The organism is Streptacidiphilus alkalitolerans (assembly GCF_042511045.1).
Taxonomy (GTDB): domain Bacteria; phylum Actinomycetota; class Actinomycetes; order Streptomycetales; family Streptomycetaceae; genus Streptacidiphilus; species Streptacidiphilus alkalitolerans.
The window spans coordinates 51,153-74,685 of sequence record NZ_JBHEZX010000003.1; the positions used below are offsets into that span (position 1 = coordinate 51,153).

Annotated in this window: 20 protein-coding genes and 1 riboswitch; of the genes, 8 read left to right on the plus strand and 12 right to left on the minus strand. The window is 71.4% G+C overall.

The genetic code is table 11. The features are described from left to right. Positions 1-194: 194 nt before the first annotated feature. Complete coding sequence (locus tag ACEZDG_RS06985) at positions 195-3,752, plus strand: bifunctional glycosyltransferase/CDP-glycerol:glycerophosphate glycerophosphotransferase (RefSeq protein ID WP_380504013.1); 3,558 nt, start codon at positions 195-197, stop codon at positions 3,750-3,752. A 41-nt stretch (positions 3,753-3,793) separates the two neighbouring features. Further along, positions 3,794-5,377 carry a hypothetical protein gene (locus ACEZDG_RS06990; RefSeq protein WP_380504016.1) on the plus strand — a complete coding sequence of 528 codons (1,584 nt, stop codon included), beginning with the start codon at positions 3,794-3,796 and terminating at the stop codon, positions 5,375-5,377. A 55-nt stretch (positions 5,378-5,432) separates the two neighbouring features. Here ACEZDG_RS06990 and ACEZDG_RS06995 read toward each other — a convergent pair whose 3' ends face one another. From ACEZDG_RS06995 to ACEZDG_RS07025, 7 genes are all read right to left on the minus strand, one after another. Further along, complete coding sequence (locus ACEZDG_RS06995) at positions 5,433-5,978, minus strand: 2'-5' RNA ligase family protein (RefSeq protein WP_380504019.1); 546 nt, start codon at positions 5,976-5,978, stop codon at positions 5,433-5,435. 7 nt (positions 5,979-5,985) lie between these two features. Then, positions 5,986-6,978 carry a tryptophan--tRNA ligase gene (gene trpS, locus ACEZDG_RS07000; protein ID WP_380505426.1) on the minus strand — a complete coding sequence of 331 codons (993 nt, stop codon included), beginning with the start codon at positions 6,976-6,978 and terminating at the stop codon, positions 5,986-5,988. An 81-nt stretch (positions 6,979-7,059) separates the two neighbouring features. Next, entirely contained in the window at positions 7,060-8,397 is a 1,338-nt protein-coding gene (locus tag ACEZDG_RS07005; protein ID WP_380504022.1) for a hemolysin family protein, read from the minus strand. A 41-nt stretch (positions 8,398-8,438) separates the two neighbouring features. After that, on the minus strand, positions 8,439-9,692 hold the full coding sequence (locus tag ACEZDG_RS07010; RefSeq protein WP_380504024.1) for a serine hydroxymethyltransferase: 1,254 nt from the start codon (positions 9,690-9,692) through the stop codon (positions 8,439-8,441). Positions 9,693-9,725: 33 nt separating this feature from the next. Further along, a riboswitch (ZMP/ZTP riboswitch) is annotated at positions 9,726-9,814 on the minus strand. Between the two features lie 35 nt (positions 9,815-9,849). After that, on the minus strand, positions 9,850-10,839 hold the full coding sequence (locus ACEZDG_RS07015; RefSeq protein WP_380504027.1) for a malate dehydrogenase: 990 nt from the start codon (positions 10,837-10,839) through the stop codon (positions 9,850-9,852). Positions 10,840-11,042: 203 nt separating this feature from the next. Continuing rightward, the gene (locus ACEZDG_RS07020; RefSeq protein ID WP_380504029.1) at positions 11,043-11,519 is read right to left on the minus strand and encodes a DUF3017 domain-containing protein; all 477 of its coding nucleotides are present in this window, start codon (positions 11,517-11,519) and stop codon (positions 11,043-11,045) included. Continuing rightward, positions 11,506-12,357, minus strand: a complete 852-nt coding sequence (locus tag ACEZDG_RS07025) for a bifunctional methylenetetrahydrofolate dehydrogenase/methenyltetrahydrofolate cyclohydrolase (protein ID WP_380504032.1) — start codon at positions 12,355-12,357, stop codon at positions 11,506-11,508. The genes ACEZDG_RS07020 and ACEZDG_RS07025 overlap by 14 nt, the downstream gene beginning before the upstream one ends. 239 nt (positions 12,358-12,596) lie before the next feature. On the opposite strand from ACEZDG_RS07025, the gene ACEZDG_RS07030 reads away from it, so the two are divergent. From ACEZDG_RS07030 to ACEZDG_RS07040, 3 genes are all read left to right on the plus strand, one after another. Further along, on the plus strand, positions 12,597-13,070 hold the full coding sequence (locus tag ACEZDG_RS07030) for a DUF4190 domain-containing protein (protein ID WP_380504035.1): 474 nt from the start codon (positions 12,597-12,599) through the stop codon (positions 13,068-13,070). A 32-nt stretch (positions 13,071-13,102) separates the two neighbouring features. After that, a complete protein-coding gene (locus ACEZDG_RS07035) occupies positions 13,103-13,525 on the plus strand; it encodes a DUF2752 domain-containing protein (RefSeq protein ID WP_380504038.1) in 423 nt (140 codons plus the stop codon). Positions 13,526-13,596: 71 nt separating this feature from the next. Further along, positions 13,597-14,334 (plus strand): RDD family protein, encoded by a 738-nt coding sequence (locus ACEZDG_RS07040; RefSeq protein ID WP_380504041.1) that lies wholly within the window; start codon positions 13,597-13,599, stop codon positions 14,332-14,334. 91 nt (positions 14,335-14,425) lie between these two features. Here ACEZDG_RS07040 and purH read toward each other — a convergent pair whose 3' ends face one another. Together purH and purN are read right to left on the minus strand one after the other, a co-directional pair. Next, complete coding sequence (gene purH, locus ACEZDG_RS07045; RefSeq protein WP_380504044.1) at positions 14,426-15,982, minus strand: bifunctional phosphoribosylaminoimidazolecarboxamide formyltransferase/IMP cyclohydrolase; 1,557 nt, start codon at positions 15,980-15,982, stop codon at positions 14,426-14,428. Between the two features lie 77 nt (positions 15,983-16,059). Beyond that, on the minus strand, positions 16,060-16,728 hold the full coding sequence (gene purN / locus ACEZDG_RS07050) for a phosphoribosylglycinamide formyltransferase (protein WP_380504047.1): 669 nt from the start codon (positions 16,726-16,728) through the stop codon (positions 16,060-16,062). Between the two features lie 346 nt (positions 16,729-17,074). On the opposite strand from purN, the gene ACEZDG_RS07055 reads away from it, so the two are divergent. Then, entirely contained in the window at positions 17,075-17,905 is an 831-nt protein-coding gene (locus ACEZDG_RS07055; RefSeq protein ID WP_380504050.1) for a hypothetical protein, read from the plus strand. Here the strand turns inward: ACEZDG_RS07055 and ACEZDG_RS07060 are convergent. Beyond that, entirely contained in the window at positions 17,820-19,382 is a 1,563-nt protein-coding gene (locus ACEZDG_RS07060; RefSeq protein ID WP_380504053.1) for a cell division protein PerM, read from the minus strand. The genes ACEZDG_RS07055 and ACEZDG_RS07060 overlap by 86 nt on opposite strands. A gap of 78 nt (positions 19,383-19,460) precedes the next feature. On the opposite strand from ACEZDG_RS07060, the gene ACEZDG_RS07065 reads away from it, so the two are divergent. Continuing rightward, positions 19,461-20,441, plus strand: coding sequence for a sigma factor-like helix-turn-helix DNA-binding protein (locus ACEZDG_RS07065; RefSeq protein ID WP_380504055.1), 981 nt, complete (start codon positions 19,461-19,463; stop codon positions 20,439-20,441). A 72-nt stretch (positions 20,442-20,513) separates the two neighbouring features. Here ACEZDG_RS07065 and sucD read toward each other — a convergent pair whose 3' ends face one another. Together sucD and sucC are read right to left on the minus strand one after the other, a co-directional pair. Then, positions 20,514-21,398 carry a succinate--CoA ligase subunit alpha gene (sucD, locus tag ACEZDG_RS07070; RefSeq protein ID WP_380504058.1) on the minus strand — a complete coding sequence of 295 codons (885 nt, stop codon included), beginning with the start codon at positions 21,396-21,398 and terminating at the stop codon, positions 20,514-20,516. A 20-nt stretch (positions 21,399-21,418) separates the two neighbouring features. After that, positions 21,419-22,591 (minus strand): ADP-forming succinate--CoA ligase subunit beta, encoded by a 1,173-nt coding sequence (gene sucC / locus ACEZDG_RS07075; RefSeq protein ID WP_380504061.1) that lies wholly within the window; start codon positions 22,589-22,591, stop codon positions 21,419-21,421. 442 nt (positions 22,592-23,033) lie between these two features. On the opposite strand from sucC, the gene ACEZDG_RS07080 reads away from it, so the two are divergent. Continuing rightward, positions 23,034-23,528: an ATP-binding protein gene (locus tag ACEZDG_RS07080; protein ID WP_380504064.1), complete on the plus strand. Its 495-nt coding sequence runs from the start codon at positions 23,034-23,036 to the stop codon at positions 23,526-23,528. Positions 23,529-23,533 lie beyond the last annotated feature (5 nt).

The following is a 23,533-nucleotide window of genomic DNA, read 5'->3' on the forward strand; positions in this document are numbered from 1 at the left end:
GGTTGAACAACTCTTAACCGTCACACTACCGCGAGGACTCCCGGAGGCCCGGTATCGGGCAGGGATGCGATAGTTTGCATCATCCGACCTGTGTGGGCAAGCGGGTCCGCCGGAGCGGCGCGCCCTTTCCTTCGGCGGCGGTTGTGAGCTTCCCCACCAGGTCAGGTCCGTTCGAGAAAGGTTCGCCCGCGCTCATGGCCCCCAGGCTCTCTGTGATCGTTCCGGTCCACAATGTGGACGTCTACCTAGAGGAGTGCCTGGAGTCGCTCGCCGCCCAGACCTTCACCGATCTCGAAGTGGTGATGGTCGACGACGGTTCCACCGACAACAGCGCGGTGATCGCGGAGAAGTTCGCCCAGGGCGACCCGCGGTTCCGGCTGGTCAAGCAGGAGAACCAGGGCCTCGGGGCGGCCCGCAACGCCGGGGTCCGGGAGATCAGCGCCGAGAGCCAGTACCTCACCTTCGTGGACAGCGACGACACTCTTCCGGTGGACGCCTACCGACTGCTGATCGAGTCCCTCGACGCCTCGGGATCGGACTTCGCCTCCGGCAACGTGCTGATGCTGCGCTCCGCCGGGCTCAGCCAGTCGGCCATGCACAAGAAGGCCTTCGCCGAGGACCTGCAGCGCACGCACATCAGCCGACACCACGAACTGATCGCCGACCGGACCGCCTGGAACAAGGTCTTCCGCCGCTCGTTCTGGGACAAGCACGGGTTCGCCTTCCCCGAGGGCGTGCTCTACGAGGACGCCCCGCTCACCATCCCGGCGCACTTCGAGGCCGATGCCGTCGACATCCTCGCCGCCCCGGTCTACCACTGGCGCCAGCGCGAGGCCGGAGCCCCCTCGATCACCCAGCGGCGCACCGATCCGGCCGGGGTGCGGGACCGGATGAAGGCCATCGACGGCGTGAGCCGCTTCCTCGCGGACCACCCCCAGTACCGGTCGCACAAGGACTGGTACGACGAGACCGCCATGGCCACCGAGATCCCGCTCTACCTGAACGTCCTGGCCGAGGCGGACGACGAGTTCCGGTCGATCTTCTTCACGGCGGTGAACGACTTCATGACCCGGGTCTCCCCGACGGCCCTGGCGGCCGTCCCGGCCAGGGTCAGGCTGAAGCTGCACCTGATCGGGGAGCAGCGGCTGGAGGAACTGCTCGCACTGCACGCCTTCGAGCAGGAGAACGCCGACGCGATCCCGGTCCGCGGCGGCCTGCGCCACTACGCCGCCTACCCGTTCCTCAAGCAGGCCTCGCTGGACGTCCCCAAGGACGTCCTGCGGCTGCAGCAGGAACTCGCGGTGCGGGCGCGGATGTACGAGGCGAAGTGGACCGACAAGGGCCTCCGGATCTCCGGCCACGCCTACGTCCGCAACCTGGACGCGTCGAAGCGCCACCACACCTTCAAGACCGTCGTCCTGCAGGGACCCGGCCGGCAGCCGCTGCTCTTCCCGGCGAAGAACACCTACTGCCCCGCGGCCACCGCCACCTCCGGCCAGACGCTGCACAACTACGACTGGGCCGGCTTCGAGGTCACCCTCAACCCGGAGCGGCTCAAGCGGCGCGGCGAGTGGCAGCTCGGCGACTGGAAGGTCACCGTCGGCGTCTTCTCCCGGGGCAAGGTCGGCCGCAGCCGGATCAAGGCAGGACCGGCCGGCAGCAGCCCGTGGCTTCCGCCGCTCCAGGTGGAGGAGGACATCAGGGTCGTCTTCCGCATCGAGGACGAGCACCTCTACCTGCGGGTCGAGAAGGTCCAGGCCAAGGTGACCGGGCACCGCCTGGTCGGCGACGACCTGCTGCTGACCGGTACCTTCGTCGGCGGCGCCCCGCACGACACGGACAAGGCCGTACTCCGGCTGCGCCACCGCGACGCCAGGAGCACCGCCGAGTTCCCGCTCACCACCGCCGGCGACGGCTTCGAGGCGCTGGTGCGCACGGCCGTGCTGGACGAGGTACGGGTGGAGGGCGAGGGGGCCCTCAACGCGGCGGCCAGCTACTCCGACCCCTGGCTGGCCGAGCTGGTGCTGCCCGGGGGCGCGGTAATGCCGATCCTGACGGACCCGTCCTTCCCCGCGGCCCAGCACCCCCGGCCCGGCGTCACCGACAGCGCCGGTCGTCCCCGCGCCCTGTACGTGGCGCCCAGCGCGACCGAGCAACTGACCGTCTGCGACCAGGTGATAGCTCCTATCGTGGACCGGGCCGAGTGGACCCCGGCGGGCCTGGTGCTGCTGGAGGGCGTCTACCTGGCGCCGCACGACGAAGCGACCGAACTCGTGCTGAGGCACAGCGGCCACGTCGAGGAGCACGCGTTCCCGGTCACCTTCGAGGCCGACCGGTTCCGCACCGAGTTCCTGCCCGCGCCCACGTCGCTGGCGGGGGCCATCCCGCTCCGGGAGGGCCGCTGGTACGCCTTCTTCCGCCCGGTCGGCTCCCAGAACGAGAACGACTACGCCCCGCTCAGGGTCGCCGCCGGGTGCCACCAGGGGCTGCCCGCCGAGGCCACGGTGAACGGCAAGGCGTACCAGCTGGACCGCAGGTTCTTCGACCGCTTCCTGATCGAGACCATGGGCGCGCTCAGGCCGAGCGACCTGGGCGCCTTCCACCAGCGGCGGCTGCGCACCGAGAGCTACCCGGCCGCCCGGGAGAAGCCGCTGCGCGACACCGTCCTCTACGACACCTTCTCCGGACGCCAGTTCTCCGACTCCCCGCGGGCCGTGTTCGAGGAACTGCTCCGCCGCGACGCGCCGGTCGAGCACATCTGGGTGGTCCGCGACCAGCAGATCGAACTGCCCCCGGGCACCCGTTCCGTCGCCGTCAACAGCGAGGAGTGGTACGAGGCGCTGGCGACCAGCCGCTACATCGTCGCCAACAGCCACCAGATGCACTGGTTCCGGCGGCGGGAGGGCCAGGTGCTGGTGCAGACCTGGCACGGGACACCGCTGAAGAAGATCGCCCACGACATCGGCGCGGTGCAGTTCGCCGACCCCAAGTACCTGGACAAGGTCGCCGAGGAGACTCCCAACTGGAGCTTCCTGGTGTCCCCGAACCGGTTCTCCACCCCGATCTTCCGGCGCGCCTTCCAGTTCGAGGGCGAGATCCTGGAGTCGGGCTACCCCCGGAACGACCTGCTCTACGCGGTGGACCCGGCGGAGCGGATCAAGAAGATCCGCGAGCGGATCGGGCTGCCCGAGGGCAAGAAGGTCGTGCTGTACGCACCGACCTGGCGCGACGACCAGTTCTACGGCCAGGGCCGCTACAAGTTCGACTTCCGGATCGAGCTGAAGGAAGCCGCGGAAGCCCTGGCCGAGGACCACGTCCTGCTGGTGCGCAAGCACTCCAACATCGTGGACAGCGTGCCGGGCGCGGGCGACGGCTTCGTGTTCGACGTCTCCAGCTACCCGGAGATCGCGGAGCTCTTCCTGATCTCCGACGTGCTGGTCACCGACTACTCCTCACTGATGTTCGACTTCGCCCACACCGGGCGTCCGATGCTCTTCTTCACCTACGACCTCGACCACTACCGGGACAACCTCCGCGGTTTCTACTTCGACTTCGAGGAGCAGGCCCCGGGCCCGCTCATCGACAACTCCTCCGACCTGGTCGAGGCCGTCCTCGACGTCGACCGCGTGGCCGAGGAGTACCGCGAACCGTACGCGGCCTTCCGCCAGGAGTTCTGCGACCTGAACGACGGGGACGCAGCCAGCCGCGTCATCGAGCGAATGTTTGACATGGCCGGGCGACCCCGCCCATGAACCGCGATCCCCTATCGCGTCGCATACCTGAGAGGACCGCTGTGCCGACCCGTATCCCTGTTCCGGCAGCCGCGACACGGCTCTGGAACCGCATCCCGCCCGCTCTTCGACTCCCGCTGACGGTCTTCACGTCCTGCTGGATCGTCCTGCTGATCTGGTGGGCCGCGTTCTTCCCGGGGCTGATGAGCTACGACAGCGTCGCCTACGTCTGGCAGGTCTCCACCGGCAACTGGATGGGCAACCACTCCATCCTCTACGACTCGTTCGTGTGGCTGTCGCTGCAGATCACCGGCGACCTGTGGCTGCTCACCCTGGGTCAGACGATCGTCATGGCGGCCACTCTCGCCTACACCAGCGTGGCCCTGCGGGATCTCGGCGCGCGCGGCAGGTGGTGCGCGCTCGCGGCCCTGGCCGTGGTCTCGCTGCCGTCCAGCGGCACCCTCTCGATCTTCATCTGGAAGGACGCGGCCTTCGGCATCGCCGCGCTGCTGGCGTTCGCCGCGTCCGCCCGGCTGCTCGCGCGCCGGATCAAGGGCCGGGGCCAGGTCAGGGACCGCGCCTTCTACTGGGACATGGCCGTGCTCGGGGTCGGGTTCCTCGGCATCTCGCTGTTCCGCAACAACAGCGTGCTGGTCATCCTCTTCGCCTTCCCGTTCTTCGTGATCGCGCTGACCGGGATGCGGCGCTGGATCACCGCGCTGACCGCGGGGGCGACCGCCGTCTTCCTGCTGCTGCAGTTCGTCGTCTATCCCGCCGTGGGCATCGTGATGCCGACCACGGACCAGGTCTACGCCTTCAACTACGCCGACATCGCCGACGCCTACGGCCGGCACCCGGGGACCTTCACCGCGAGCGACCTGGCGACCATGGAGAAGGTCGCGCCGCTGTCGTTCTGGCGCGGTCCCGCCTCCAACTGCTACAGCGTCGACGCCACCCTGGCCAAGCCGTTCGACCACAAGGCCGCCGCCGCGAACAACGACGCGCTGATGACGGTCTGGTACAACGTCCTCAAGCGCACCCCGCAGGACATCACCTACGCGCACATCTGCCGCGCGGACATCGCCTGGTCCATCTGGCCGGGACCGACCTCGCTGAAGGCCGGGACCCTGATCACCACCACGCCGATCCCGAAGAACCTGTACGGCTGGGCCAACTGGAACCAGCAGGTCAAGCACAGCCCGTACCGGCCCATCATGAAGAGCCGCCCGCTCTCCACGACCCTGCACAAGGCCGGGACCTTCGTCTACAACATCAGCATGACCCCGCAGCTGCAGTGGCTGCTCTGGCGCGGCGCGCTGTGGTGCTACCTGCTGTACGGAATCGCCATCGCCTACGCGGTCCGGCTGCGCCGCCGCCCCGCGTACGCGCTGGTCGGCATCACCGTGGGGCTCCAGTTGACGGTGCTGGCCGCCAACCCGGCCCAGCTGGCCAGGTACATGCTGCCGCCGTTCTACATCGGCATCATGTCGCTGGCCCTGCTCCCCACCCTGAGGGCCGCCAAGTCCCAGCCGGCCGCCGTCCCGGCGGCCCCGCCGCTGGCGGCGGACCCGGAGGTGGCCGAAGCCGGCGAACCAGGCGGGGCGACGGCCGCACCCGTCGAGACCGCGGGTTCAGCCCGGCACTGACCGGACACTGCGGTACGGGGACGGCTGTGGGGCGCCAGGTGGCGCCCCACAGCCGTCAGCGGGTGTCGCGAGCCCTTTCCGCCCGGCCGAACGGGAAGGCCCGAAGCGGGCGCCAGACCTCGTCCGCGCCGAACCGGTACAGGCTGAAGCCGGACACGCCGAAGTCCGCGTGGTAACCCTTGAGCTCGGCGTACGCGCGGTCCAGCGCCTCCTCCCCGACCGCGTGGGCCACGGTCACATGGGGGTGGTAGGGAAAGCTCAGCTCCCGGGCCAGCAGCCCGGACCGGACCGCGGCCTCGGCCAGCCGGCACTCCCGCGCCCCGGCCTCCACCCGCAGGAAGACCACCGGCGACACCGGCCGGAAGGTCCCGCTGCCGTGCAGCAGCAGCCGGAACGGGCGCTGCCCGGCGGCCGCGGCGGCCAGGTGCCGCTCGACCTCGGGCAGCGAGCCGGCCGGCACCTCGGTCGGCGGCAGCAGCGTCACATGCGTGGGTATCGACCGCGCCAGCGGGTCGCCGTACCCCGCCCGGGCGTCCTGGATCGCCTGCCCGTACGGCTCGGGCACGGCGATCGAGACGCCGATCGTGATCGGACCGGTCATCGCGGCCTCAGTGCTTCGCCGGGAGGAAGCCGATCCGGTCGTACGCCGCCGCGAGCGTCTCGGCCGCCACCGCGCGGGCCTTCTCCGCGCCGCGGGCCAGCACCGCGTCCAGCTCCGCCGGGTCGTCCAGGTACGCCCTGGTCCGCTCCTGGAACGGGGCGACCCACTCGCCGAACACCTCGGCCAGCTCGGTCTTCAGCGCCCCGTACATCTTCCCCTCGAAGTGCTGCACCAGCTCGGGGACCGGTCGGCCGCTGATCGCCGAGTAGATGTTCAGCAGGTTGGAGACGCCCGGCTTCTCCTTCTCGTCGTAGGAGACGACGGTGCCGGTGTCGGTGACCGCGCTCCTGAACTTCTTCGCGCTGACCTTCACCTCGTCCAGCAGGCTGACCAGGCCCTTCGGCGAGGAGGCCGACTTGCTCATCTTGGCGGACGGGTCCTGCAGGTCGTAGACCTTCCCGGTCTCCTTGAGGATGTACGGGTTGGGCACGGTGAAGGTCTGCCCGTAGCGGTGGTTGAAGCGCTCGGCCAGGTCGCGGGTCAGCTCGACGTGCTGCCGCTGGTCCTCGCCCACCGGGACCTGGTTCGCCTGGTACAGCAGGATGTCGGCGACCTGCAGGATCGGGTAGGTGAACAGGCCGACCGAGGTGTTGCCCGAGCCGTACCTGGCGGACTTGTCCTTGAACTGGGTCATCCGGGAGGCCTCGCCGAAGCCGGTGATGCAGTTCATCACCCAGGCCAGCTGCGCGTGCTCGGGCACGTGCGACTGCACGAACAGGGTGCAGCGCTCCGGGTCCAGGCCCGCGCCGAGCAGCTGCGCCACCGACACCCGGGTGTTCTCCCGCAGCTCGGCCGGATCCTGCTCCACGGTGATCGCGTGCAGGTCGACGACCATGTAGAAGGCGTCGTGGGACTCCTGCAGGGACACCCACTGGCGCACCGCGCCCAGGTAGTTCCCCAGGTGGAAGGACCCGGACGTCGGCTGGATACCGGAGAGCACGCGAGGGCGATCAGTGACCATGCCGCCATTCTCGCAGCAACCGGCGGGCACTTTTCGCAGAGTTCCTGCCAAGGGCTCCCGCTAGGCGGATGTGGTCGGCTGCTCCGGCGGCGCCACCGAGACCCTGACCCGGTCCACCCGGCGGCCGTCCAGCGCCGCCACCGCGATCCGGTAGCCGGGCGCCGCCTCGGTCGGCGCCGCCAGCTCCACCTGGTCGCCGAGTTCCGGCAGCCGCCCCAGCTCGGCGACGACGAAGCCGGCCACCGTCTCGTACGGGCCCTCGGGCAGCTCGACGCCGGTCTCCTCGGCGAAGTCGGGCAGATTGAGCAGCCCGTCCACCTCGATGCTGCCGCCGGCCAGCCGCCGGGTGGTGCTGACCTCCGGCGAGTCGTACTCGTCCCTGATCTCGCCGATGACCTCCTCGACCAGGTCCTCCAGCGAGACGATCCCGGCGGTGCCGCCGTACTCGTCCACCACGATGGCCAGGTGGTGGCCCTCGTGCCGCATCTCCGACATGGACGGCAGCACCCGCTTGGTCGCCGGCAGCAGCTTCACCGGCCGGGCCAGGTCGCGCACGGTCTGCGCGACCGGCCCGCCGCCGGGCAGCGGGGCCCGGTACAGGTCGCGGACGTGGACGAAGCCGACCACCGCGTCGTACGAGCCGTCCACCACCGGGTAGCGCGAGTGCGGGTACTGGCTGACCTCCTCGCGGACCTCCTCCAGGCGGCGCGAGGCGTCCAGGAAGGTCACCTCGGTGCGCGGCACCATCACCTCGCGCAGCTGGCGCTCCCCGGCCGCGAAGACCTCGGCGATCAGCCGCCGCTCGTCGCTGCCCAGCTCGGTGTTGGACGCGACCAGGCCGCGCAGTTCCTCCGAGCTCATCGCGTTGCGCCCGGCCTGGGGGTCGCCGCCGAGCAGCCGCACCATCAGGTTGGTGGACCGCGACAGCAGCCAGATCACCGGCCGCAGCACCACCGAGATGAAGTCCACCAGCGGCGCGGCCAGCAGCGCGATCGACTCGGCCCGCTGCAGCCCGATCCGCTTGGGCGTCAGCTCGCCGAGCACCAGGGACACATAGGAGATCAGCAGGGTCAGCAGCACCAGCGCGACCGCGTCGGCCACCCCGTCGCTCAGCCCCAGGCCGGTGAAGATCGGGGCGGCCTTGGCGGCCAGGGTGTCCGCGCCGAAGGCGGCCGAGAGGAAGCCCATGCAGGTCACCCCGACCTGCACGGCCGCCAGGAAGCGGTTGGGGTCCCCGGCCAGATGCGCCGCCCTGACCGCGCGCTTGGTGCCGCGCTCGGCCAGGGCCTGGATCTGCCCTTCGCGCAGGGAGATCAGCGAGATCTCGGCCACATTGAAGATTCCACCGATGATGATGAAGATCAGGACCAGTCCCGCGTCCTGGAGGGTCTCGCTCACGGGGAACAGTGTAGGCAGTGCTTCCCCGCGGCCCGCGGGGCTCAGCCGACCGGCAGGCCCGGCGCCGGGTAGGCGTCCATGAGCTCCTTCACCTCGGCGCGCACCTTGGCGACGGTGTCCTCGTCCCCGGCGCGGGCCGCCAGCACGGTGCGGTCGATCCACTCGGCGACCGCGGCCATCTCGCTCGCCGGGATGCCCCGCGAGGTCAGCGACGGGGTGCCGATCCGGATGCCGGAGGGGTCGAAGGGCTTGCGGGTGTCATAGGGGACGCTGTTGTAGTTGACCACGATCCCGGCCCGGTCCAGGGCCTTGGCGGCGACTTTGCCCGGGATGTCCTTGCTGGTCAGGTCGATCAGCAGCAGGTGGTTGTCGGTGCCGCCGGACACCAGGTCGAAGCCGCGCGCGGCGAGCTGCTCGCCCAGCGCCCGGGCGTTGCCGACCACCTGGGCCGCGTACGCGCGGAAGTCCGGGCCCGACGCCTCCTTGAGCGCGACCGCGATGGCGGCGGTGGTGTGGTTGTGCGGGCCGCCCTGCAGACCGGGGAAGACCGCGCGGTCGATCGCCCGGGCGTGCTCCTCGGTGGACATCAGCATCGCGCCGCGCGGACCGCGCAGGGTCTTGTGGGTGGTCGTGGAGATCACATCGGCGTGGCCGGCCGGCGAGGGGTGCGCCCCGCCCGCGACCAGCCCGGCGATGTGCGCGATGTCCGCGACCAGCACCGCGCCGACCTCGCGGGCGATCTCGGCGAAGGCCGGGAAGTCGATGGTCCGCGGGACGGCCGTGCCACCGCAGAAGATCACCTTGGGGCGCTCCTTCAGCGCCAGGTCGCGCACCTGGTCCAGGTCCGTGCGCCCGGTCGCGCGGTCGACGCCGTACTGCACCCCGCGGAACCAGGAGCCGGTGGCGGAGACGCCCCAGCCGTGGGTCAGGTGGCCCCCCATCGGCAGCGCCATGCCCAGCACGGTGTCGCCGGGCTTGAGGAAGGCCAGGTAGACCGCGAGGTTCGCGGGCGATCCCGAGTACGGCTGGACGTTGGCGTGCTCGACGCCGAACAGGGCCTTGGCGCGGTCGATCGCCAGGGTCTCCACCTGGTCGATGTTCTGCTGGCCCTCGTAGTAGCGCTTGCCGGGGTAGCCCTCGGAGTACTTGTTCTGCAGCACCGTGCCGGTCGCCTCCAGCACGGCGGCGGAGACGTAGTTCTCACTGGGGATCAGCCGCAGCGTGTCCGCCTGCAGCTGTTCCTCGGCGGCGACGAGTGCGGCGATCTCGGGGTCGGTACTCAGCAACTGGGACATGGCGTCCTCCGGGTCTCGTCCAGTGAAGGGTGACCCGGATGCCCAGGCGTACGGCACTCCGGTGGTCCTGCTCCGCCGCTTCCTCGTGGTTGGTTCCACGTTCGCCAGTCGCGACAGCCCCCACCCTAACGGGTGGGGGCTGTCGTCGACACAGGGACTAGATGAGGCCCAGTCCGGCGACCGCGTCCCGCTCCTCGACCAGCTCGTTGACCGAGGCGTCGATCCGGGCGCGGGAGAAGTCGTTGATGTCCAGGCCCTGGACGATCTCGAACTTCCCGTCCTTGGCGGTGACCGGGAAGGAGGAGATGAGGCCCTCCGGGACGCCGTAGGAGCCGTCGGAGACCACACCGGCCGAGGTCCAGTCGCCCTCGGCGGTGCCATTGGTCCAGGTGAAGACGTGGTCCAGGGCGGCGTTCGCGGCCGAGGCGGCCGAGGAGGCGCCCCGGGCGTCGATGATGGCCGCGCCGCGCTTGGCCACGGTCGGGATGAAGAAGTCCGACAGCCAGGCGTCGTCGGAGACGGCCTTGGCCGCGTTCTCGCCGTTGACCTCGGCGTGGAAGACGTCCGGGTACTGGGTGGCCGAGTGGTTGCCCCAGATGGTGAGCTTCTTGATCTCGGAGACCGTGACGCCGAGCTTCTTGGCCAGCTGGGCCACGGCCCGGTTGTGGTCGAGCCGGGTCATCGCGGTGAAGCGGTCGGCCGGTACGTCCGGGGCGTTGCGCTGGGCGATCAGCGCGTTGGTGTTGGCCGGGTTGCCGACGACCAGGACCCGGATGTCGTCCGCGGCGTGGTCGTTGATGGCCTTGCCCTGCGGGCCGAAGATGCCGCCGTTGGCGGAGAGCAGGTCGCCGCGCTCCATGCCGGGGCCGCGCGGACGCGCGCCGACGAGCAGGCCGATGTTGGCGCCCTCGAAGCCCTGGTTCGGGTCGTCGAAGATGTCGATGCCGGCGAGCAGCGGGAAGGCGCAGTCGTCCAGCTCCATCGCGGTGCCCTCGGCGGCCTTGACGCCCTGCGGGATCTCCAGCAGCCGCAGCTTCACCGGCACGTCGGGGCCGAGGAGGTGGCCGGAGGCGATGCGGAAGAGCAGCGCGTAGCCGATCTGGCCGGCGGCACCGGTGACGGTGACGTTGACGGGAGTGCGGGTCATGAGACATCTCCTGCTGATACCTGGGGTGGTCAGGTTGCGGCAGCAGAGCACGTGCAGGGCACGCCCGCGGTGCCGGACCCTGATCGGTCTCTTGACTTCAAGAGACCGATGTCAGGTTATCCCAGCGAGGCCGGTACGTGTGACGCCGGGCGGAGAAGGCCGGAGCGTCCTTCGTCACGTTTGCCCCAGCCCCCGGACGGACCCTAGTTCTGGTCCCTTCCGAAGAAGCGGGCGATGTCGGTGACATAGGGGATCGTGATCACCGGATCGGGCTCCGCCGCCAGCGCCAGCACGATGATGGCGCTGCCGAGCACCCCCATCACCACGATGTCGGTGAACCGGCTGCGCACGGCCAGCATGCCGACCTCGGGCAGCACCCCGCGCAGCAGCGAGCCCAGCAGCAGCGCCACGCCGATGGTGATCACCCCGGGCCGGAAGTCGTCCAGCGCGGTGACCGCCAGGCCGACGGCGACCAGGGTGAGCACCACCACTATCGGCCACTGCCGGACCGGGACCGGCTGGTCGCGGTCCGCCGCCGCGGCCGAGCCCTCCGGCGGGAAGGTTCCGACGGTCTCCTCCGGACGGCGGCGCGACTTCGCCGCCGCGTGCTTCCCGGGCGGCGGTTCGGCGGCGGGTCCGGCGTTGTGCTCGGCGGCCGGCCCGGAGTCAGCTCGCGGCACGCTCGGCCGCCTCGACCACATTGCTGAGCAGCATCGCCCTGGTCATCGGCCCGACCCCGCCGGGGTTCGGCGACAGCCAGCCGGCCACCTCGGCGACCGCCGGGTCCACGTCCCCGACCAGGCCGTTGGCGTCGCGGCTGACGCCGACGTCGAGGACCACCGCGCCGGGGCGCACGTCCGAGGGCTTGACCAGGTGCGGCACCCCGGCCGCGGCGACGATGATGTCGGCCTGGCGCAGGTGGGCCGAGAGGTCCCGGGTGCCGGTGTGGGTGAGGGTGACGGTGGCGTTCTCGCTGCGCCGGGTGAGCAGCAGGCCGATCGAGCGGCCGACGGTGATGCCGCGGCCGATGACCACGACGTTCGCGCCGTTGGTCTCCACCTTGTGGCGGCGCAGCAGCTCGACGATGCCGTTGGGGGTGCACGGCAGCGGCCCGTCGATGCCCAGGACCAGTCGGCCGAGGCTCACCGGGTGCAGGCCGTCGGCGTCCTTCGCCGGGTCCATCAGCTCCAGCACCCGGTTCTCGTCCAGGCCCTTGGGCAGCGGCAGCTGGACGATGTAGCCGTGGCAGGCCGGGTCGGCGTTGAGCTCGCGGACGACGTCCTCGACGTCCTGCTGGGTGGCGTCGGCGGGCAGCTCGCGCTGGATGCTGCCGATGCCGACCTGGGCGCAGTCACGGTGCTTGGCACGGACGTAGGAGTGGCTGCCGGGGTCGTCGCCGACCAGGACGGTGCCGAGGCCGGGCGTGACGCCCCGGGCCTTCAGCGCCTCGACGCGGACGGTGAGCTCGGACTTGATCGCGGCGGCGGTGGCCTTGCCATCGAGAATCTGGGCGGTCATGGAGACATTCTCGCGGATCGCGGGACCGGCCCGCACAGCGCCCTGCTGGTGGCGGCGTCGAGGTTGGGACGGGTTGACGACGGGGTTGACGGGAGGACCCCGGGGAATACCCGGATTGTCCGAGTCCGGTTGCAGAACCACTACAACTGCGATCCGGGGCGCGAACGCAATGGACAGCGCGCTCGGAGATGGCAACGATGGACCGTGCGAGCGTAATGGAACGAACTTCGGGGGAGACAGTGAGCAACCCGTACCAGCCGCAGGACCCGTACAGCCAGAATCCCTACGGTGAGCAGCAGCCGCCGCCGGCCCCGCAGCCGGGGTACGGCTACCCGCAGCAGCCGCCGGCCCCGCCGTACGGGCAGGACCCGTACGCGCAGCAGCCCCCGCAGGGATACGGCTACCCGCAGCAGCCGGGATACACCGGGTACCAGCAGCCTGGCTACGGCTACGGGCCGACCGGGGAGAACAACGGCATCGCCCTGGCCTCGATGATCGTCGGCATCGTCTCGATCGTCGGCATCTGCTTCTTCGGCGGCTTCCTCGGACTCGTCGCCCTCGGGCTCGGCATCGGCGGGCTGAACCGCTCCAAGACCACCGGCACCGGTCGCGGCCAGGCCATCGCCGGGATCGCGACCGGGGCGGTCGGCGTGGTCATCGCCGTCATCCTGATCGCCGTGATGCTGGCCAACGCCGACTTCAGCACGTACTGACCGCCGCGACCGCTGCCATGACCAGCGATCAGATGACGGCAGTCCCCCCGGTCGCCCCTGCCCGTACCGCGCCTGCGCCCGTACCGCTGTCGCGGCGGATCCGGGAGGTGCTGCTGCGGGGTGGCGGCGCCGGCGCCGCCGCGGTGGCCGCCGCCGCGGTGCACTCGGTGCACGACCCCGGGGTGATCTGTCCGTTCCGGCTGCTGACCGGCCTTCCCTGCCCGGTCTGCGGCAGCAGCACGGTGTTCATCGAGCTCGGCTCCGGCCATCCGGCCGCGGCGCTGCTGGCGAACCCGTTCACGGTGCTGTTCGGTCTGGGGCTGCTGTTCGCACCGCTGGGGGTGGGGCGCCGCTGGCGCGGGCTCCCGAAGCGGCTGCGGACCGGCGTCCTGATCGGGGCCGCGGTCCTCTCCTGGTGCTGGCAGCTGCACCGGCTTGGACTGCTTTCCCACTGACCGTCAGACATCTCCGATAATCTCACCGCGCATCCCTGCTTCATCCACTCCTTTCCTGTCCGGAGGACCACATGAGTTACCCGCCTGATCCCAACAATCCCTATGCGCAGCAGCCCCAGCAACCCCAGCAGCCCCCGCAGCAGCCTGGTTACGGCTACCCGCAGCAGCCGCCGACCCAGCCCCAGTACGGCTACCCGCAGCAGGGTGTGCCGCAGCAGCCGCAGGACCCCTACGCCCAGCAGCCCGGCTACGGCTACCCGCAGCAGCCCCCGGCCCCGCAGGCCGGCTACGGCGGCTACCAGACCGACCCGTACGGCCAGCAGGCCGGCTACGGGCAGGGCGCGTACGCGAGTTGGGGCGCGCGGGTCGGCGCGTACCTGCTGGACGGGCTGATCATCGGCGTCGTGCCGATCATCCTCTACATCATCGCGGGGGTGGCCTTCGCCAGCAGCGTCCACACCACCACCGACGCCTACGGCTACCCCACCACCACGACCAGCGGCGGAGCAGCGGGCATCGCTGTCATCTTCTACCTGCTGGGTGCGGCCGTCGCCTTCGCCGGTGTCCTGTACGTCTGCTACAAGGAGGGCACCACCGGGCAGTCGCCCGGCAAGAAGATCCTCAACATCCGGCTGGTCCGCGAGGCCGACGGCCAGGTGCTGGGCTTCGGCATGGCGTTCGTGCGCAAGCTCGCCCACATCCTGGACAGCATCACCTGCTACGTCGGCTTCCTGTGGCCGCTCTGGGACGACAAGGCGCAGACCTTCGCCGACAAGGTGATGAACACCGTGGTCGTCCGCAGCCAGTAATCCAGTAGTACCGGTACCGAACAGTACGGCCCGCCGCCCCGGGGAACGGGGCGGCGGGCCGTACCGCGTCAGCGGGCCGTGCTCGGTGGAATCAGTGGAAGAAGTGCCGGGTGCCGGTCAGGTACATCGTCACCCCGGCGGCCTTGGCCGCCTCGACCACCAGGTCGTCGCGGATCGAACCGCCGGGCTGGACCACGGCCTTGACGCCCGCGGCGAGCAGGATCTCCAGGCCGTCCGGGAACGGGAAGAACGCGTCGGAGGCCGCGTACGACCCGGCCGCGCGCTCCCCGGCCCGCTCGACCGCGAGCTTCGCCGAGTCCACCCGGTTGACCTGGCCCATGCCGACGCCCACCGAGGCGCCGCCCGAGGCCAGCAGGATGGCATTGGACTTGACGGCCCGGCAGGCGCGCCAGGCGAAGGACAGCTCGGCCAACTGCTCGGCGTCCAGCGCCTCACCGGTGGCCAGGGTCCAGCTGGACGGGTCGTCACCGGCCGCGTCGATCCGGTCGGCCTGCTGCAGCAGCACCCCGCCGGTGACCGCGCGGGTCTCGATCGCCGCGGCCGCGGGGGTGCCACGGAGCACCCGGATGTTCTTCTTCTGCGCCAGCACCTCGACCGCGCCGTCCGCGTAGGACGGGGCGAAGACCACCTCGGTGAAGATCGGCGCGATCTGCTCGGCCAGCTCCACGGTGACCTCGCGGTTCACCGCGATGACGCCGCCGTACGCGGAGACCGGGTCGCAGGCGTGCGCCTTGCGGTGCGCCTCGGCGACGTCCGCGCCGACCGCGATGCCGCAGGGGTTGGCGTGCTTGATGATCGCCACACAGGGCCGGTCGTGGTCGTAGGCGGCGCGGATCGCGGCGTCGGTGTCGGCGTAGTTGTTGTAGGACATCTCCTTGCCGTGCAGCTGCTCGGCGGCGGCCAGGCCGGTGCCGCTGCCGTCCACGTACAGGGCCGCGGCCTGGTGCGGGTTCTCGCCGTAGCGCAGCACGTTCTCGCGCTCCCAGGTGGCGCCGAGGAAGGCGGGGAAGCTCTCCTCGTCGGCGGGGGCGTAGCCGTTGGCGAACCAGGATGCCACCGCCACGTCGTAGGCGGCGGTGTGGGCGAAGGCCTCGCCGGCCAGCCGCTTGCGGGTGTCCAGGTCGAAGCCGCCGGCGGCGACCGCCGCGAGCACGTCCGGGTAGCGGGCCGGGGAGGTGACCACGGCGACCGAGGGGTGGTTCTTGGCGGCGGCCCGGACCATGCTGGGCCCGCCGATGTCGATCTGCTCGACGCACTCGTCGGCGCTCGCGCCGGAGGCGACGGTGGCCTTGAACGGGTAGAGGTTGACGACCACCAGGTCGAACGGCGCGATGCCCAGCTCGGTCAGCTGCTCGCGGTGCGACTCCAGCCGCAGGTCGGCCAGGATCCCGGCGTGCACCCGCGGGTGCAGCGTCTTGACCCGGCCGTCCAGGCACTCGGGGAAGCCGGTGAGCTCGTCGACCGGGGTGACCGGCACCCCGGCGGCGGCGATCCGGGCGGCGGTGGACCCGGTGGAGACCAGCTCGACACCGGCCGCGTGCAGGCCCTGCGCCAGCTCCTCGAGACCGGTTTTGTCGTACACGCTGACGAGGGCGCGGCGGAGCGGGCGGACGTTCTCGGAACTCATGACCGAAATCCTTTGGTGTGGGAGGGGGAGGAGGGGGCTGGGCAGGTGCCTCAAAGCAGGTTCAGGGCGAAACAGGTTCAGGGGGTGAGCGGGAGCACGCGGCGGCCCTGGACCCGGTGGCCCTCGCGGGCCAGCCGGCCGACCGCCTCGACCAGGAGCCCGCGCTCGACGGCCTTGATGCGCTCGTGCAGCGCCTCGCCGCCGTCCTCGTGGTCGGCGTCGGTGACCTCGACCACGCCCTGGGCGATGATCGGGCCGGTGTCCACGCCCTCATCGACCAGGTGGACGGTGCAGCCGGTCACCTTCACGCCGTAGGCGAGGGCGTCGCGCACCCCGTGCGCGCCGGGGAAGGCGGGGAGCAGGGCGGGGTGGGTGTTGATGATGCGTCCCTCGAAGCGGCGCATGAAGCCGCCGCCGAGGATCTTCATGAACCCGGCGGTGACCACCAGGTCCGGGCTGTGCGCGGCGGTGGCCCCGGTCAGCGCGGCGTCCCAGTCGGTGCGCTCGGCGAAGTCCTTGACCCGCAGCACAAAGGTCGGGATCCCGGCCTGCTCGGCCCGGTCGAGTCCGGCGATGGAGTCGCGGTCGGCGCCGACGGCGACGATCCTGGCACCGTAGGCCGGGTCGGCGCAGGCGTCGATCAGCGCCTGCAGATTGGTGCCCGATCCCGAGATCAGGACCACCAGCCGGGCCGGGTTTTCAGGTGCGCTGAAGTCGAGGTGGGGGGCGGTTGGCGAGTACGCCACTGCTCGGTCCTCCGTAACGGCGCGGCCGTACTCCGGCGACTGTTCAGTCCTGCGCACGGGTACTGACCGGGCACTGCTTGCGGCTGAAGTGGGGTGTCATCTTGTGACCGGCATCCACGTCCGCCGACGGGCCCGGGGCGGCGCCACGGGCCGACCAGGAACCCCAGAGGAGCGCCGGTCGTCAGCAACGATACCGGCCCCGCTCCGCGGCCTCGCACTCCTGGTCGACGATCATGGGGTGGGGACGCGCCACAGCGGGGTACAGGGTGAGAGGGTGTCCCTCAGTGGCACAGCGGGACGAAGAGCGGGACAGCGGACGTTCACAGGCAGGAGTACGGCGAAGACCATGGTCCAGAAATCGGACAGCGGCACACCTCCCGAGGGCCCGCGCGACCCCTTCGCCCCGCCACCCAAGGACGCACCCGACCGTCCCTGGCAGCCGCGGCAGCACCCGGTGCACCCCGGTGAGCGCGGCTGGGCCAACGAGGACCCGCCGCAGCACAACGGGCAGGGCGGACCGGACGGCCAGGGCGGGCAGGGCGGCGAGCACGGCTCCCCGGCCGACGGCGACGGACAGCACCGCCCGCCCCGGCCGGTGGTACCGCCGCCGCACCCGTGGAGCCCCGGCTACCAGGGCGGACCGCCGTCGAACCCCGGCTACGGCCCGCAGCAGCCGCGCTTCGACCCCAGCGACCCGGTGCAGCGGCGGGCCCGCTACGCGCTGCTGAGCGGGATGTGGGGGATCTTCTTCCTGATCCTCGACATCCCCTACGTCACCCTGGCCCTGGCCTCGCTGGCGCTCTACTGGTCCATCAGCTCGCTGCGCGGTACGGCGAAGACACCGGTCTCCGCGCTGAACTCCGGCGGCTCCGCTTCGGCGTCGCCGCAGGCGGGCCCGAACGGGACGGGCGCGCCGGTCCCGCCGGCCCCGTCCTATGCGCAGGGCTACGCGCCCGCGTACCCGCTGAAGCCGCAGCTGCCCGCGGCGCTGGGCGGGCTGATCGCCTCGGTGGTCGGGCTCTCGCTGGTCGCCGTGGTCTTCGGGGTGCAGCTGTACTACAAGAACTACTACGACTGCCAGAGCAACGCGCTTACCAAGTCGGTCTACGACCAATGCGCCACCAGCGTGCACCCGGAGCCTCCGGAATGGCTTCGGAAGCTCGGCGGCGACAACTGATCCTCCAGCGCAGCAGCACCGCCCCGGGGACGCCGACGGCGGCGGCCCAGGCCAGCGCGGCCAGCCCGGTGCGCCAGGGCGAGGGCCCCACCTGGGCCAGCGCGGCGGTTCCCAGCGCTCCGCCCGAGGCGCCCGCGCAGAGCGCGGCCAGCAGCCCGGTGCCGAGGGCCGCGGCCAGGGCGACCACGGCCGTGGCGATCGGGCCCCAGTCCCGTCCGCCGCTGGTCGCGGCCCGGCCGACCAGCGCGGCCAGCACCGCGCCCACGGTCAGCGGCAGCGCCAGGGTGAGCAGCCCCAGCAGTGTCCGATCGGACCCGGGCAGCGCCGTGAACAGCGGAAACGCCGGTACGTTGGCCGCCGTGGCGGCTGTGGCGGCCCCGGCCGCGCCGGTGCCGCCCAGCGGACCGAACCACCCGCCCAGGACGAAGCCTGGCCCGGTCGCATAGGCGGCGGCCCAGACCGCGGCGTTCGGCAGCACCACCGCGCAGAGCAGCAGCAGCGCCAGCCGCCCGGCCAGATCGGGGGCGGTCTGCGCGGCCATGGTCCCGGCCGCGCGGAAGTGCGCCAGCAGCGAGGCCGTCAGCACCAGCCCGCCGGCGCCCAGCAGAGCCGCCCCGGCGGCCAGAGCGGCCCGCAGCGCGACCGCCGGGCCGCCGGGGGCCTGCACCCGGTCCGGCAGGGCGCGGAGGCCGCGGAGCGGGGCGTCCAGCCATTTCAGCCAAGCCGGCCAGGCCGGCCACGCGGACCGCTTCAGCCAATCGGGCCGGTTCAGCCAGGTCGGCCAGGTCGGCCGGGAGAGGGCGCGCAGGGCGCCCCAGGCGCCGGGGCCGATCCCGCGCCGGACGCCCAGCGCGGCCACCGGCAGCGAGACCAGGGCCACCCGGCCGAGGGCGGTGAGCGGGGTGGCGAGGCTGAGCGGTCCGGTCGCGGCGACGGCCACCGCGACGGCGGCGACCAGGAGGTAGCCGATCCCGAGGCCCAGCAGGGCGGACCAGGCCTGCGGCGGCTCCACGGCCGCCTGCTCCGGCTGCTCGCCCTCGTCCTGGTCCGGCTCCTCGTCCGGCTCCTCGCCCGGGCCCTCGTCCTCCGCGGACGGCGGCCGGGGCGATCCGATCCGGACCCCGGCCCGGTACAGCGGCACCAGCGCCAGCACGCTGACCAGCAGCGGGGTCACCGCGAGCGGCACGCCGGGGCCGCCGTAGCCCGGGGAGCCGTAGGTCGCCGGGCGGACCAGGTCCGCCCCGTGCGCCAGCAGCCAGACGCAGGCCGCCAGATGGACCACCCCGCCGGGGCCCGCCACCACGTACGGGCTGACGATCCACAGCAGCAGCATCGGCACCGCCACCACCGCCAGGCCCGCGCAGGCCGCCACCGCCCCGCCGATCAGACCGCCCCTGAGCGCCGCCAGGTCGGCCCCCGCCGCGAGGGCGCGCTCCCGCGCCGCGGCGGGGCGCAACCGCTCCATCAAGAACGCCATGCCCCACCATGCGCCGGAGAACCACCCGTTATGCCTACCGACATGGCAGTTGTCACTCTTGGGACAAATAATTCGTATATGTCACTTATCGGGTCGGTGGAGACCGCTGCTCCTGCTGCCTTCGAAGCGCTGTACCAGGACTCCTACACACGGGTGGCCCAGCAGACCTTCCTGCTCACCGGCCACCAGCGGCACGCGGACCACTGCGCCCGCCGGGCCTTCCAGCTCGCCTGGAGCAACTGGGACACGGTCTCTGACGACCCGTCGCCCGAGGGCTGGGTCAGGGCCGCCGCGTTCGAGCTGGCGCTCTCCCCCTGGTACCCGGCCCGGCTGCGCCGTCCGGACCACAGCGCTCTCGGCGCCCGCGACCAGCAGCTGCTGGCGGCGCTGCTGCGGCTGCCGGGAGCCCAGCGCCGGGCGCTGGTGCTGCACGACGCGCTCGGCCTCAGCTGGGAGCAGACCGCCCGGGAGATCGAGTCGAGCACCCCGGCCGCGTACGGACGGGTGGTCAGGGCCCGGCTGGGGATGGCCAGGCTGGCACCCCAGGCGGCCGGGGAGGACGCCAGGGAGCCGGACTTCGCCCGCCGCCTGGGGCCACTGCTGCGCGGCGCGGCGGTACGCGGCTGCCCGGTGCGGCAGGAGGAGGCGCCGCCGCCGGACCGGGTGCAGCAGCAGGCGAGGCTGCGCGAGCGGGTGGTGAACAGCGCGGCCGGGCTGGCCGCCGCCGCGGTGGCGGCGGCCGTGATCACCGGCCTCGCGGTGGGCACCCCCTGGCACCCGGCGGCCCCCGCCTTCATCACCTTCGGCCACGGCTCCGCGCCCGCACCGGTCCAGCCGCCTTCGGCGCCGCCGGCCCCGGCCCCGCCGACAGCGCCGGTCCCGGCCGCGCCGACCGTACCGGCCGCCGTCCAGCAGCCGAACTCGGCCGACGCGGACCTGCGGCATGTCGACCTCTCGGCGCTGAAACTGGTCCGGCCCTCGCCCGCCGGCCACGCCCCGGGCACGCTCCCGGCCGGGTTCTGCGGGCTGGTCGCCCAGCTCTGCCCGTCCCGGCGCTGACCCGCGCCCACGACAGAGCCGCCCCGCACCGACGTACTCGGTGCGGGGCGGCTCCTTCGTCCTGCGCGGGGACTACTTGGTGATCAGCTCGCGGGCGAGCCTCGCGGTCTCGGACGGCGTCTTGCCGACCTTGACCCCGGCGGCCTCGAGGGCCTCCTTCTTCGCCTGCGCCGTGCCGGAGGAGCCGGAGACGATGGCGCCGGCGTGGCCCATGGTCTTGCCCTCGGGCGCGGTGAAGCCGGCCACGTAGCCGACGACCGGCTTGGTGATGTGCTCGGCGATGTACGCCGCCGCACGCTCCTCGGCGTCGCCGCCGATCTCGCCGATCATCACGATCAGGTCGGTGTCGGGGTCGTCCTGGAACGCCTGCAGGGCGTCGATGTGGGTGGTGCCGATGATCGGGTCGCCACCGATGCCGACGGCGGACGAGAAGCCGATGTCGCGCAGCTCGTACATCATCTGGTAGGTCAGCGTGCCCGACTTGGACACCAGGCCGATCCGGCCGGGCTTGGTGATGTCGCCCGGGATGATGCCGGCGTTGGACTGGCCGGGGGTGATCAGGCCGGGGCAGTTCGGGCCGATGATCCGGGTCTTGTTGCCCTTCTCGCCGGCGTAGGCCCAGAAGGACGCGGAGTCGTGCACCGCGATGCCCTCGGTGATCACGACGGCCAGCGGGATCTCGGCGTCGATCGCCTCGACCACGGCGGCCTTGGCGAAGGCCGGCGGCACGAAGATGACCGAGACGTCGGCGCCGGTCGCCTTGATGGCCTCGGCCACGGTGCCGAACACCGGGACCTCGGTGCCGTCGAAGTCGACGCTGGTGCCGGCCTTGCGCGGGTTGACACCGCCGACGATGTTGGTGCCGTCGGCCAGCATGAGGCGGGTGTGCTTCAGGCCGGTGGCGCCGGTCATCCCCTGGACGATGACCTTGCTTTCCTTGGTGAGGAAGATAGCCATGGTTGTGGAGTCCTCGTCCCTTACTTCGCAGCCAGCTCGGCGGCCTTGTCGGCCGCTTCGTCCATGGTGTCCACGCGCTGCACCAGCGGGTGGTTGGCGTCAGACAGGATCTTGCGACCCAGCTCCGCGTTGTTGCCGTCCAGACGGACGACCAGCGGCTTGGTGACGGCCTCGCCACTGGCCGCGAGCAGCTCCAGGGCCTGGACGATGCCGTTGGCGACCTCGTCACAGGCGGTGATGCCACCGAAGACGTTGACGAACACGGACTTGACGTCCGGGTCGCCCAGGATGATGCCCAGGCCGTTCGCCATCACCTCGGCGGACGCGCCGCCGCCGATGTCGAGGAAGTTGGCGGGCTTGACGTTGCCGTGCTTCTCACCGGCGTAGGCGACGACGTCCAGGGTGCTCATGACGAGACCCGCGCCGTTGCCGATGATGCCGACCTCGCCGTCGAGCTTGACGTAGTTGAGGTTCTTGGCCTTGGCCGCGGCCTCCAGCGGGTTGGCGGCGGCGTGGTCCACCAGCGCCTCGTGCTCCGGCTGGCGGAAGTCGGCGTTCTCGTCCAGGGAGACCTTGCCGTCAAGCGCGACGATCTTGCCGTCACCGGTCTTGACCAGCGGGTTCACCTCGACCAGCAGGGCGTCCTCGGCGATGAAGACCTTCCACAGGCTCTTCAGCACCTCGACGATCTGGTCCGCGACATCGGCCGGGAACTTCGCCGCCTCGACGATCTCGCGGGCCTTGGCGTCGGTGACGCCCTCGTTCGCGTCCACCGCGATCTTGGCCAGCGCCTCGGGGTTCTCGACCGCGACGACCTCGATCTCCACGCCGCCCTCGACCGAGGCCATCGCCAGGAAGGTGCGGTTGGTCCGGTCCAGCAGGAACGAGACGTAGTACTCGTCCTTGATGTCGGCCGTCTGGGCGAGCATCACCTTGTGGACCGTGTGGCCCTTGATGTCCATACCCAGGATCTGGCCGGCCTTGGCCACCGCGTCGTCCGGGTCGGAGGCCAGCTTCACGCCGCCGGCCTTACCGCGGCCACCGACCTTGACCTGCGCCTTGACGACCGCTCGGCCGCCCCATTCCTCAGCGATCGCCCGCGCCTCTTCAGCGCTTTCGATGACTGCACCGCCCAGCACCGGTACACCGTGCTTGGCGAAGATGTCCCTCGCCTGGTATTCGAACAGGTCCACGCGCGTCCGTCCTTGTGATCGCGACTTCGGAAGTGGTCGGTCACAGAAGGGCCGGCCACCCCTATCTTCCCAGCGTGCCGCCCGAAAGGTCGCCGCTGTGGCCGTCGTGGCAGGCGGTACGCGGAACCCCGGAGGGCCCTCGCGTCCAGCTTGGTCTATCGCTACGCGGAGCACACGGCCTGGCGTCAGACGGGCAGGCATGTCCGTCTCGCAGGTTATCCCCGTACGACCGGCGCCCCTCACCGTGAGCCGGGCTGAGCCCGGTGATAACCATCACAACCGGCGCGTCGGGGGGAGCGCGCCCTGTCCTTCACTTCGAGAAAACTCACCTCATTTCAGCGAATCCCGCCAAGTGAGTTGCTTCTGCCGACGCGGTCGGGGAATGTTTTATGGGTAACGGTGCAGACACAGACCGTAGCGAAGCCCCAGAAGCGGATGTTCGATGCACAGCGCACGCCATCGCGTCCAGGCCCCACCGGCGGAACCGCCGGGCCCGGCCGAGCTGGGCAGCGCCCGAAGTACCTGGGCGATGGACCGCCAGGCCGCCGCGACCTTCCCCGACGCCCCCGAGTCCGTCGCCACGGCCCGACGGTTCGTCAGAATCACCGCCGCGATGTGGCAGCTCCCCGGCGACACCCTCGCCGACGCCGAGCTCTGCATGTCCGAACTGGTCGGCAACGCGGTCACCCACACCAGCAGCAGCCGGGTCCACTGCCGGCTGTGGAGCGCCCGCGGGGTGCTGTTCCTGGAGGTGGACGACGAGGACCGGTGCGACCTGCCGCAGCTGGAACAGGCCGAGGACGAGGACGAGCACGGCCGCGGCATCCTGCTGATCGACACCTTCGCCACCGCCTGGGGCGCCGTCCCCAAGCCGGGGGCCGGCGGCAAGACGGTCTGGGCCGCGCTCAAGCTCCCGCCGGACCGGTCAGACCTCTGAAGCCT